11 protein-coding genes are annotated in these 11189 nt (G+C 57.1%); 2 read left to right on the forward strand and 9 right to left on the reverse strand.

The window, feature by feature from the left end:
* Nucleotides 1–94 precede the first annotated feature (94 nt).
* Both ACR0BK_RS07910 and mscL read right to left on the reverse strand, forming a co-directional pair.
* Nucleotides 95–883 (reverse strand): mechanosensitive ion channel family protein, encoded by a 789-nt coding sequence (locus ACR0BK_RS07910; protein ID WP_480506817.1) that lies wholly within the window; start codon nucleotides 881–883, stop codon nucleotides 95–97.
* 130 nt (nucleotides 884–1013) lie between these two features.
* The gene (gene mscL, locus ACR0BK_RS07915; protein WP_480474950.1) at nucleotides 1014–1442 is read right to left on the reverse strand and encodes a large conductance mechanosensitive channel protein MscL; all 429 of its coding nucleotides are present in this window, start codon (nucleotides 1440–1442) and stop codon (nucleotides 1014–1016) included.
* Between the two features lie 143 nt (nucleotides 1443–1585).
* On the opposite strand from mscL, the gene ACR0BK_RS07920 reads away from it, so the two are divergent.
* Nucleotides 1586–2284: a glutathione S-transferase family protein gene (locus ACR0BK_RS07920; protein WP_480554254.1), complete on the forward strand. Its 699-nt coding sequence runs from the start codon at nucleotides 1586–1588 to the stop codon at nucleotides 2282–2284.
* Between the two features lie 47 nt (nucleotides 2285–2331).
* Here ACR0BK_RS07920 and ACR0BK_RS07925 read toward each other — a convergent pair whose 3' ends face one another.
* Both ACR0BK_RS07925 and ACR0BK_RS07930 read right to left on the reverse strand, forming a co-directional pair.
* Nucleotides 2332–2781: a YtoQ family protein gene (locus ACR0BK_RS07925; protein ID WP_480554255.1), complete on the reverse strand. Its 450-nt coding sequence runs from the start codon at nucleotides 2779–2781 to the stop codon at nucleotides 2332–2334.
* A gap of 75 nt (nucleotides 2782–2856) precedes the next feature.
* Entirely contained in the window at nucleotides 2857–3489 is a 633-nt protein-coding gene (locus ACR0BK_RS07930; RefSeq protein WP_480554256.1) for a class I SAM-dependent methyltransferase, read from the reverse strand.
* Between the two features lie 86 nt (nucleotides 3490–3575).
* On the opposite strand from ACR0BK_RS07930, the gene ACR0BK_RS07935 reads away from it, so the two are divergent.
* Nucleotides 3576–4460, forward strand: coding sequence for a LysR family transcriptional regulator (locus tag ACR0BK_RS07935; RefSeq protein WP_480554257.1), 885 nt, complete (start codon nucleotides 3576–3578; stop codon nucleotides 4458–4460).
* Nucleotides 4461–4503: 43 nt separating this feature from the next.
* Here ACR0BK_RS07935 and pheT read toward each other — a convergent pair whose 3' ends face one another.
* The 5 genes from pheT to ACR0BK_RS07960 all read right to left on the reverse strand — a co-directional run bounded on the left by pheT (nucleotide 4504) and on the right by ACR0BK_RS07960 (nucleotide 11179).
* Nucleotides 4504–6900: a phenylalanine--tRNA ligase subunit beta gene (gene pheT, locus ACR0BK_RS07940; RefSeq protein WP_480554258.1), complete on the reverse strand. Its 2397-nt coding sequence runs from the start codon at nucleotides 6898–6900 to the stop codon at nucleotides 4504–4506.
* A gap of 78 nt (nucleotides 6901–6978) precedes the next feature.
* Nucleotides 6979–7785, reverse strand: a complete 807-nt coding sequence (locus ACR0BK_RS07945; RefSeq protein ID WP_480554259.1) for a CE1 family esterase — start codon at nucleotides 7783–7785, stop codon at nucleotides 6979–6981.
* A gap of 312 nt (nucleotides 7786–8097) precedes the next feature.
* A complete protein-coding gene (locus ACR0BK_RS07950; protein WP_480554260.1) occupies nucleotides 8098–8667 on the reverse strand; it encodes a hypothetical protein in 570 nt (189 codons plus the stop codon).
* Nucleotides 8664–9737 (reverse strand): phenylalanine--tRNA ligase subunit alpha, encoded by a 1074-nt coding sequence (gene pheS, locus ACR0BK_RS07955; RefSeq protein ID WP_480494381.1) that lies wholly within the window; start codon nucleotides 9735–9737, stop codon nucleotides 8664–8666. Before pheS ends, ACR0BK_RS07950 begins: the two co-directional genes overlap by 4 nt.
* A gap of 71 nt (nucleotides 9738–9808) precedes the next feature.
* The gene (locus ACR0BK_RS07960; protein WP_480494383.1) at nucleotides 9809–11179 is read right to left on the reverse strand and encodes a glutamate--cysteine ligase; all 1371 of its coding nucleotides are present in this window, start codon (nucleotides 11177–11179) and stop codon (nucleotides 9809–9811) included.
* Between the last annotated feature and the right edge of the window lie 10 nt (nucleotides 11180–11189).

Consider the following 11189-nt stretch of genomic DNA (forward strand, 5'->3'; position numbering starts at 1 on the left):
CGACTTTCACAAAAAAGGGCACCGGGTTTCAGCACGGTGCCCTTTTCGATACGCGGAAGGTATGAATGACTGCCCGATCAATGGGCGCCAGCAGTCACCCCTGTTTTTGAATTTCGACCGAATGCGGATACGGAATCGAAACACCTTTGGCGTCAAACGCCTCTTTCACCGCCTTCGTAAGCTCGAACTTGACGTCCCAGTAATCGGCTGCCGCACACCATAGCCGCGCAGTCAGATCGACTGAGCTGTCACCCAGATTCGTGACCCGCACCCAGGGTTCAGGGTCGCTGTGAATTCGCTGGTCGGCCTTGGCCACATCCAGAATGATCTGCATGGCGGTATCTGCGCTGTCCCCGTAATCAATTCCAAACACCAGATCGACACGTCGTGTGTCATGGGCTGAATAATTGGTGATGATCGACCCCCATGCCTGACCGTTTGGAACAATGATCTGCACATTGTCGGGGGTCACAAGCTCGGTCGTGAACAGGCTCAGGTCCATAACGGTTCCTGCCGTGCCACCGATATCCACATACTGTCCAAGCTTGTAGGGCCGGAAAACCACCAACATTACACCGGCCGCAAGATCACTCAACGTACCCTGAAGTGCCAACCCGACAGCCAGCGAGGCAGCACCCAGAATGGCGACGATACTGGTGGCTTCTATCCCGAAGATCCCTAGAACGGCGACCAGAACTATGGCCAGAATTGCCCACTTGATCACACTGGCGGCAAAATTCCCAAGTGTCGGGTCGATCTGTGGTGTTTTGTTGATCCGGCGGCGTACTACACCCGCGATCGTTCGGGCGGCGATCCAACCCAAAACAAGAACGATCAGAGCTTTCGCTGCATTCAAGGCAATGGGCAAGTATTGATTGGCCATACCAATCGCCTGCTCGGCCAAGTCGGCGGTTTGTTCCATCTCGAATTTCCTCGTGTTTTCTGTTCGTCAATTCTCATAAAACAGGCTCCGCGATTTGTGCGGAGCCCGATGTCGCGATGAAACGACAGGCCTACTTCTTCAAAGCGTCCCGGATTTCCATCAGGATGTCCAATTCGCTAGGACCTGTGGGGGCTTCTTCAGCCGCTTCTTCCTCTGCTTCGGCCGCGTCTTTGACCTTGTTCACCATTTTTACCAGCATGAAGACAACCCAGGCGATGATCAGGAAATTGATGATCGCCATTATGAAAGCACCATAGGCAAAGACGGATGCGCCTGCTTCACGTGCCGCTTCAAGGCTCGCACCTTCGGCCACATCGCCTGCCAGAACGGCGTAGTTGTTCGTAAAGTCGATACCCCCTGTGAACAATCCAATAAGCGGATTGATCAGGTCGCCCACCAACGAGGTAACAATTGCGGTAAATGCGGCACCGATAATGATACCGACCGCCATGTCCATGACATTGCCCTTGGCAATGAACGTCTTGAATTCTTCCAGCATAGCATCCCTCTTGCTTTTTTAAGACCACGCCTCTGTTCACGCATGAGCGCATAGGAATTGTGCGTTAAACGCATGAAGAAGGGTATGTTTTTTAGGGGAAAGCCACCCTACTTTTCCCCAAACGGCATTACTCAGGAGGTTTCATGTCTCAACTTACGCCTTTTTTTGTAACCGACAGATGGCCTGCGAAGGACCCCAGCGTCCTTCAACTTTACTCCTATCCAACGCCAAACGGCGTCAAAGCCTCGATCATGCTTGAGGAAACCGGCCTGCCCTATGAGGCGCATCTGGTGACACTGGCAGATGCGGATGTCAAAAGCTCTGAGTTCCTGTCGCTGAACCCGAACAACAAGATCCCGGCGATAATCGACCCCGACGGTCCGGATGGCGTGCCGCTGGCCCTGTTCGAAAGCGGTGCCATCCTTCTGTATCTGGCCGAGAAAACAGGTAAGTTCCTTGGCCAAAACGCGGCAGACAAGCACCGGATCACACAATGGCTGATGTTTCAAATGGGCGGCATCGGGCCAATGTTTGGCCAGCTAGGCTTTTTCTACAAATTCGCAGGCAGCGCGATAGAAGATCCGCGACCGCGCGAGCGTTACATCAACGAAGCCAAGCGCCTGCTGAACGTGGTGAATACGCAACTGGAAGGACAGGACTGGATCGCGGGCGAGTATTCCATCGCGGATATCGCTCTTGCTCCGTGGCTGAATGCACTGGATTTCTATGGTTCTAAGGATGTTGTTGACTGGGACGGTTATTCCAATGTCGTCGCTTATGTCGATCGTTTCTTCCAACGCCCAGCGGTTCAGCGCGGCAAAGCCATACCCGCACGAGACTGATAACAGTTAAAAGAAATGGGGCGCCAAACCGGCGCCACTTTTATCGATCAGCCGGGCAGAGCGCCTGTCAGCACGTAACGCAGAATTTCGACCACCTGAACGGGTTCTTCCGCCACAGCCAACGCGGCGGCATCAACCTCTTTCAGCGCGTGCTGGTGATCCGAGCCATGCAGAACGATGATCGACTTGCCCAATGCTGCAGCATAACCCGCGTCAAAGGCGGCGTTCCACTGCTTGTATTTGTCGCCAAACCTGACGACGACAACATCCGCATCTGCAATCCCCTTGCGGGTCCGGATCGCATTGACCATCGCTCCCTTGTGGTCGTGCCAATACTTGTTCGGCTCGGCCCCCAGAATGGCCACACCACAATCATCACTAGCCGCGTGATCGGTAACAGGGCTGTTGAAGGTCATGTCCAAGCCTTGCGCCCCATCGATGATCTGTTCACGCCAGTCAGTGTGGATTTCTCCGGAAAGATAAACGTTCAGGCCCATGGCAAACTCCGCTGTTGTTTCCGAGCAATTTAAGGGTCCCACACCCAAAGCCCAACGCGGATTCCGGAAAAACCCCTACATTTTGCGAGCCACTAGGAATCGGCGAGCGTCACGTACGGGGAAACTGTCGCTCTCGATGATGCGGAACCCGGCGTGTTCAATGGCCGCATCAAGATCCGCCTCAGACAGGAATCGCACAAACGGAGCCTTACCAAAGAACTGCATGATCGGAAGCGCGAGACGAATAGCGTAATACTTCAGGCTCGCTCCGCTGGACGGTCGGCAAAATGTTTTCGAAATAAACAGTCCGCCGGGTCTAAGGACCGAATGTACTCGGCTCAATGTCAGATCCAGATCTTCGACCAGGTGCAAAAGATTGAATGCCAGCGCCGCATCAAAAGAACCCTCAGGCGGTCGATTTGCATCAGCCTCGGTAAAGGTGACGTTTTCGATGCTTTGCGAAGCGGCGTTTCGACGTCCAACGGCCAACATACCGGGGGACACATCGGTTGCAGTGATAGATCCTACATATCCGGACAGCTTCAGAGCAGTCATGCCTGTGCCGCACCCTAGTTCCAGAACATCATTGGTTTTCTTCAGGTAAGACGCTGTCCGTTCCAGCGTATGCTCGTACGAAGCCATGTCTTTTATGGGCGAGCGGGCATATTTCTCGGCCACTCCATCCCAGAATTTCGCAGTGGTGGTCATTGAGGAGTCTCCTTTCGGCGAGAATTTATTCATGCGCAGACCGAATATAAATTGCCGAAATTTGCAGGTTTACTATACATTTTTGTATGAATGAGTTTGGCGATTTTGATTGGAACCACATCCGGGCCTTTCTGGCGACGGCTGAAACTGGGTCATTTTCCGCGGCGGCACGGCAGCTGCGGCAAACGCAGCCTACCCTGAGTCGCCAGATAGCAGCGCTTGAACAGGACTTGGGCGTGATGCTGTTTGAACGGGTTGGCAGAACCCTTGAGATCACTCAGGCCGGATTGGAGCTGCTGGATCATACTCGCAAAATGGGGGACGCCGCCAACCGCATCGCGCTGACGGCATCCGGACAGGCACAATCCATTGAAGGCCGGGTTCGCATCACCGCCAGTGACGTGATGTCGGCCTATGTCTTGCCCGACCTGCTGCGCGAAATCCGGGCGCAAGCCCCGCGCCTGCGGATTGACGTGATTGCCTCAAACGATATTCAGGATCTTATGCGGCGCGAGGCAGATATCGCGATCCGCCATGTCCGTCCTGATCAACCCGACCTAATCGCGAAGCTGGTACAGGAGGCGTCGGGGCATTTCTATGCAACCACAGAGTATCTCAACCGTGCGGGACGCCCAAAATCAAAGCAGGACCTTTCACGGCATGAGTTCATCAGCTTTGGCGACAACAATCAGATGATCGCCTATCTGAAGCCGCTTGGCATTCATCTGACCAACGAGAATTTCCGGCTTGGGTCTCAGAACGGAATAGTGGCTTGGGAATACGCCAAACAAGGCTTTGGCATCGCGCCCATGTCGCAGACCGTCGGCGATGCGACACCAGGTATGGAGCGTGTATGCCCCGGGATGGAGGCTATCACATTTCCGATCTGGTTGACCACGCATCGCGAGTTGCACACCAGCCGCCGCATCCGGCTGGTCTATGACTTACTGACCAAGTTCCTGTCCAAATAAAAAACGCGCCCGAAGGCGCGCTTTCCATTGGAGCCTCAGAGCTCTAACCGCGCAGAACTCCGCCCGTCGCCTTGGCAACCTTAGCAATGATCTTCTCGGCCACGGCTTCGATGTCTTTTTCCTTCAGCGTCGCCTCAGTCGGTTGCAGGCGCACGGTAATGGCAAGAGACTTTTTGCCTTCGCCAAGGCTGCCGCCGATGAATTCGTCAAAGACACGCACGCTCTCGACCAGCGCCTTGTCGGCACCCGCGGCTGCGTTCACCAACGTCAGCGCTTCGACATCGGCATCGACGACAAAGGCAAAATCACGCTCGACCGCCTGCAAGTCGCGTAGTTCCAGCGCAGCGCGAGTGGCACCGTATTTGCGGGGCAAAGGCACTTCGTCCGGCCAGATGGTGAACGCCATTGCCGGACCTTTTATGTCCATCGCCTGCAAAACGCGCGGATGCAGCTCTCCGAAGACACCCAGTACTTTTTTCGGACCCAGACAGATTTTGCCATGGCGACCCGGATGCCACCATGGATCGCCGTCGCGCAAAATCTGAACCTTTTCGGGCGCACCAATGGCAGCCAGTACAGCCTCGACATCAGCCTTGGCATCGAACACATCCACCGGACGCGCAGCACCGTGCACATCCTTGGGGCCCGAACGTCCAACCAGCAGGCCGGTGATCTGGGTTTTCTGATCACCCGGCTCGCCATTGTGAAAGACCGGGCCGACCTCGAACAAGGCGACATCCGCGAAACCGCGCGCCTGATTGCGGGCCGCAGCCTGCAACAAGCCAGGCAGCAGATCGGGGCGCATATGGCTCATCTCGGATGAAATCGGGTTTTCGAGCATGGTCGTAGTATCGCCACCACCGAACAAAGCCGCCGAGGCCTGATCAATGAACGTATAACTGACGCATTCGTTATAACCCAGCGCCGCGCAGGTACGGCGCGCCATGGACTGACGGCGCTGCGCCGGGGTCATCACCGGTTTCGGTATCCCCTCGGTCACGCGCGGCAACGGCCGGCCTTGCAGCTTGGTCAAGGAAGCAATCCGCGCGACCTCTTCCACCAGATCAGCCTCGCCCAGGATATCCGGGCGCCAGCTGGGGACATGGGCCATCTCGCCTTCCAGACGAAAGCCCAGACGGGTCAGGGTCTGTCGCTGTTCGCTTTCGGGAATATCCATCCCGACCAGAGACTGCACCCTTTCCGCATTCAGCTTGTAGGCGCGCGCATGGTTCGGCGCTTTGCCAGCCTCTACCACGTTGGAGGCTTCTCCGCCGCAGATATCCAGAATCATCTGGGTCGCGTGTTCCAGCCCCTCGCGGGTGTATTCCGGGTCAACACCGCGCTCGAACCTATAGCGCGCGTCGGAATTGATCTTGAGCGCACGGCCTGTGAGCGCGATTTGCACATGATCCCAGAACGCGCTTTCGAGGAAAACGTTTACCGTTTCCTCGGTACATCCGGTTTCCTCACCGCCCATGATGCCCGCAATCGATTCCGGGCCTTTGTCATCCGAAATCACCATCATTCCGGGTTGCAGCGTGTATTCTTTTTCATCCAGCGCGACCAGCGTCTCTCCGCCTTTGGCGCGGTGCACCCGCAGGTTGCCCTGCACCTTGTCGGCGTCGAACACGTGCAACGGGCGGTTGTGATCGTAGGTCATGTAATTGGTGATATCCACCAGCGCCGAGATCGGACGCAGACCTATGGCCTTCAACTGATCCTGCAGCCATTGCGGGCTGGGGCCATTCTTCACGCCACGGATCAGACGGCCAGTGAAATGTGGCGCGCCATCCAGCGTGTCTTCGTCGATCGTCACCTTGATCGGGCAATCGAAATCACCCGGAACATGCGTATAGTCACGCTGCTTCAACGTGCCAATTCCACGCGCGGCCAGATCGCGCGCAATCCCTTCAACCCCCAGCGCATCCGGGCGGTTCGGAGTGATCGCGATTTCGATCATCGGGTCGACTTTGGAAGGGTCGTTTTCTGCAAGCCAGTCCACAAATGTATCACCCACTTCGCCCGAGGGCAGTTCGATGATGCCGTCATGTTCATCCGACAGTTCCAGCTCACGCTCGGACGCCATCATGCCAAAGCTTTCGACACCGCGGATCTTGCCGACGCTGATGGTCAGGTCCAGGCCAGGGATGTACATGCCCGGTTTGCAGACCACGACCGTGATCCCTTCACGCGCATTGGGTGCACCGCAAATGATCTGTAGCTCGCCCTCGTCTGTATCGACCTTGCAAACGCGCAGCTTGTCTGCGTCAGGGTGTTTTTCGGCGTGTTTCACATAGCCCAGCGTAAAGCCTGCCAGCCGTTCGGCCGGGTTCACGATCTCTTCGACCTCAAGCCCGAGATCGGTCAGCGCCTCGGCGATTTCATCAACCGAAGCATCAGTGTCGAGGTGGTCTTTCAGCCAGGACAGAGTGAATTTCATTGCACGGGGCCTTTTTTGGCAAACATCCAGTCGGCACAGGCAATGGCAAAGAATGCGCCGGGGTGCAAGCTCTGCGCGTCACGGATAGGTGGGGGTGCGGCCCAAAAGCTCATCCAGCTGCCATCCGATCCAGCCATGGGGGATGAAATGCCCACCGGGATGCGTGTCCAGCGTCACCTGCCCCTGCGTGCAATCGGTCCATTCCACTCGTCTGAGCGTCAGGAACGGTTCCACACTCCACTCCCCGCGCAGGGTCTCTGCACCGCAGCCATATTTCTCACGCCACAGCGCCACTGGATACGTTGTATCGCCACCCGGACCGAACGGGAAATCCATCACCGTGTCGCCCGTCCCATGGACATGCCGCGCCACTCGCGGGGCTTGCGGGCAGGTCTCGGTCTGGCGGAGTGTACCGGCCACACCCAGCAGTGCCGCGATATCATCGCCGGTTTCGCAGACAAAGCGCCACGCCATCGCACTGCCAAAGGAATAGCCTGATACATAGATGCGGGTCGGGTCTATCGGATAGCGCCTGGCGATATCCTCAAGCACCCGGTCGGCAAAAGGCACATCATCCGAGCTTGCGGACCAGAAATCCCAGCTTTTGCCCAAACCGTTAGGGGCCACCAGCAGCACACCCCGACGCTTCGTGGCCCCTGCAATCCGTTCGTGGTTCACGACCACGGCGCCCTGCCGCGCCCAACCATGGAAATGCAGCAGCACCGGCAGAGGTGTTTCACCATCCCAGCCATCAGGTTCAAGAACGTGATACGAGCGGTCACCGAGATCACAGGCAATATCGCCGTGGCATTCGGTTTTCCAGGGACCCATGGCAAAGCCGGGCGAGGCAATTAACAGGAAAGGGCAGAGCAATCGACAGATCATGCGCCCGACCCTAACGAGGCATTCCGCCCTGTCACTTAACATATCGGTGTGGTCCGAACGCAGGCCGCGCTTCAGCCCGGCACCCACCCATCGCACATGGCGGGCTGAAGCCCGCCCTACATCAGGTCAAAACACCAAGCCGCGCTATGGCCAGACCGCGGGATGGCGATCCTTGGGTTGTGGTGGGCAGTTTATGCTGGCCAAGTCCGAGCGCTGTTCGAGCGTTGTACTGTCGGGGACAAATCGCCAACCCGTGCGGGTGGTCTGGCGATAGCGCGGTGGCCTATCGGCCTTTGCTCCGCGCCGGGACATCTAACTGCGTTTGCTAGCCAAAATCGCGAGGTCTAAATTGAAGCCCAGCTTTTCCCCGTTAAGTTCACTTCTCGCGGCGTTAACAGCAAGCTGAAAATCTCTGTTTGCTGCCCGAATTACATCTGAAAACTCATCGACACTAACATCGTCTGTTTCGTGCTTTTCGGACATTTTATTCGCGAGAATTGAAGCTGACTTGTATAGCGCCCACATTGCTGCCGCTGTTTTCTGGTCAGCAAAAATCAGAACTTCGTTTAAAGCTGATTTACAATCTGCAAATGCCTTGAGTTTATCATTTTGGCTCTCGTAAAGTCTTTGATTGACGATAAGATCGACGCTTTTGAGATAGTCCCGATAAACTGATCGCTTTTCTTCATCGATCTTAATGTCACGGTCTTTATCTTTTTGAATAGGGTAGATTTTCTTAGCGATGTGTAGTGCCGTTAGAGCCGCAACAAGCGCCGCTAGTAGAGTAAGGATCCCTTGTATAACTCGAGGGTCGAGACTTACGATCCAATGGAAATCACGGCACACGTTCTCGCACGCCGTGATCACCTCAATTTCGCTCACCGCGACAAACCACCATGCAGGTTCGGCATATCCAGCGCCGCGAACCCATAGTGGCGCAGCCAGCGCAGGTCAGAATCAAAGAACGCCCGCAAATCCGGAATGCCGTATTTCAGCATCGCCAGACGGTCGATGCCAATCCCGAATGCAAAACCCTGATAGACCTCGGGGTCGATCCCTCCAGCGGCGATCACCTTGGGGTGGACCATGCCGGAACCAAGGATTTCCATCCAGTCGTCGCCCTCGCCGATCTTCAGCTGACCGTTGTCCCACGAACAGCGGATATCGACCTCGGCCGACGGCTCGGTGAAGGGGAAGTGCGAGGCGCGGAAGCGCAGTTCGACATCGTCGACCTCGAAGAACGCCTTCACGAACTCTTCCAGAACCCATTTCAGGTTCGCCATCGAGATGTCCTTGTCGATGGCCAGCCCCTCGACCTGATGGAACATCGGCGTGTGGGTCTGGTCATAATCGGCGCGGTAGACGCCGCCCGGACAGATCACGCGGATCGGCGCGCCCTGTTTCTCCATCGAGCGAATCTGGACAGGCGAGGTATGGGTGCGCAGCACATGCGGCGGGCGGTTATCACCCTCGGCGCGGTGCATATAGAACGTGTCCATCTCGGCCCGTGCGGGGTGGTGACCGGGGATGTTCAGCGCGTCGAAATTGTACCAGTCGTCTTCAACACGCGGCCCTTCGGCCACCGAGAAGCCCAGTTCAGCAAAGATCGCGGTCAGTTCCTCGGTCGCCTGGCTGATCGGGTGGATTGACCCCTGACGGCGCGGGCGGGTCGGCAGGGTGACGTCCAGCCATTCGGTCCGCAGGCGCTCATCCAGTGCAACATCGGCCAGCGCGGCTTTTTTGGCGGACAGCGCCGAGTTGATCTCATCCTTCAGGGCATTCAGCGCCGGGCCTGCGACCTGACGTTCCTCGGGCGTCATCTTGCCCAGCTCGCGCATCTTCAACGCGACCTCGCCTTTTTTGCCAACAGCCGCGACGCGGATCGCCTCAAGCGCGTTTTCGTCGCCTGCCTCGGCGATTTGGCCCAGATACTTTGCCTTAAGATCGTCCATGACGGCCCTCTGAATTTGGTCGAGAACCTGCTATCGGCCCCGCCCCGCGAATGCAAGCGGGACGGTGCGCATCAATAGCTGTATTCGGGATAAATCCGGGTCAGGTCTCCATTCCAGTCGCCATTGTAGTGTTCCAGCAACTCATCTGCCGGAACCTTGCCGGTGTCGATGCTTTCCTTCAACGCGTTCAGGAAATGCGTCTCATCCGGGACCAGCCCACCAGCACCGGGGCGCGCGCGGGCTTTCAGGCCCGCCTCGGAGATCGCCACGACTTCACGCGCCAGATCATGCATGTTGACGTTGCCAACCTGCGCCTGAAGCCCGTCTTTAGCCGCCGCAACACGCAGCCCCTCGCGCGTTTCAGCATCCCAGCCCTTGACCAGATCCCACGCTGCATCCAGCGCGGTTTGGTCATAGGTGAGCCCAACCCAGAAGGCCGGCAAGGCGCAAAGCCGTCGCCAAGGGCCACCATCCGCACCGCGCATCTCCATGAACTTCTTGATCCGCGCCTCGGGGAAGGCCGTCGTCAGGTGATCGGCCCAATCCGACAGGGTCGGCGTTTCTCCCGGCAATGCAGGCAATTCACCCTTGAGGAAATCGCGGAACGACATACCCAGCGCGTTGATGTACTGACCATTGCGGTAGACAAAATACATCGGAACATCGAGCGCGTATTGGACATAGCGTTCGAATCCAAAGCCATCCTCGAACACGAAGGGCAACATGCCCGTGCGCGCATCGTCCAGATGTCTCCAGATATGGCTGCGCCAGCTTTTCTGGCCGTTCACCTTGCCTTCGAAGAACGGAGAATTGGCAAACAGCGCCGTCGCCACCGGCTGCAACGCCAGCGCCACGCGCAGTTTCTGTACCATGTCGGCCTCGGACCCGAAGTCGATATTGACCTGAACGGTACACGTCCGCCGCATCATGGCGCGGCCCATGGTGCCGACTTTTTCCATATAATCGTTCATCAGCCGATACCGCCCCTTGGGCATCAGCGGCATCTGGTCATGCGTCCAGATCGGCGCCGCGCCCAGACCGATGAATCCCACGCCGATCTCATCGGCGATATCCTTCACCTCGCGCAGGTGAGTGTTCACCTCATCGCAGGTTTCATGGATCGTCTCCAGAGGGGCGCCCGACAGCTCCAGCGCGCCACCCGGTTCAAGGCTGACATTTGCGCCGTCCTTTTCCAGACCGATCAGATGACCGGATTCACGGACCTCTCCCCAGCCGTGGCGATCCCGCAACCCCTCCAACACGGCGACAATGGATCGCTTTCCTTCAAAAGGCAGAGGTTTCAGCGTGTCCTTGCAATAGCCGAATTTCTCATGCTCGGTGCCGATGCGCCAATCTTGCTTGGGTTTGCAACCCGATTCCAGATATTCGGCCAGTTGTTCATGGCGTTCGATCGGACCGCCGCCGGACTGAGGGATGGACATGAACCGTGCT

Source organism: Ruegeria sp. AF1 (assembly GCF_056542125.1).

Coding starts and splice junctions, on each gene's coding strand:
- ACR0BK_RS07910 (WP_480506817.1), bottom strand. CDS start 883: ATGGCCAATCAATACTTGCCCATTGCCTTGAATGCAGCGAAAGCTCTG.
- mscL (WP_480474950.1), bottom strand. CDS start 1,442: ATGCTGGAAGAATTCAAGACGTTCATTGCCAAGGGCAATGTCATGGAC.
- ACR0BK_RS07920 (WP_480554254.1), top strand. CDS start 1,586: ATGTCTCAACTTACGCCTTTTTTTGTAACCGACAGATGGCCTGCGAAG.
- ACR0BK_RS07925 (WP_480554255.1), bottom strand. CDS start 2,781: ATGGGCCTGAACGTTTATCTTTCCGGAGAAATCCACACTGACTGGCGT.
- ACR0BK_RS07930 (WP_480554256.1), bottom strand. CDS start 3,489: ATGACCACCACTGCGAAATTCTGGGATGGAGTGGCCGAGAAATATGCC.
- ACR0BK_RS07935 (WP_480554257.1), top strand. CDS start 3,576: ATGAATGAGTTTGGCGATTTTGATTGGAACCACATCCGGGCCTTTCTG.
- pheT (WP_480554258.1), bottom strand. CDS start 6,900: ATGAAATTCACTCTGTCCTGGCTGAAAGACCACCTCGACACTGATGCT.
- ACR0BK_RS07945 (WP_480554259.1), bottom strand. CDS start 7,785: ATGATCTGTCGATTGCTCTGCCCTTTCCTGTTAATTGCCTCGCCCGGC.
- pheS (WP_480494381.1), bottom strand. CDS start 9,737: ATGGACGATCTTAAGGCAAAGTATCTGGGCCAAATCGCCGAGGCAGGC.
- ACR0BK_RS07960 (WP_480494383.1), bottom strand. CDS start 11,179: ATGTCCATCCCTCAGTCCGGCGGCGGTCCGATCGAACGCCATGAACAA.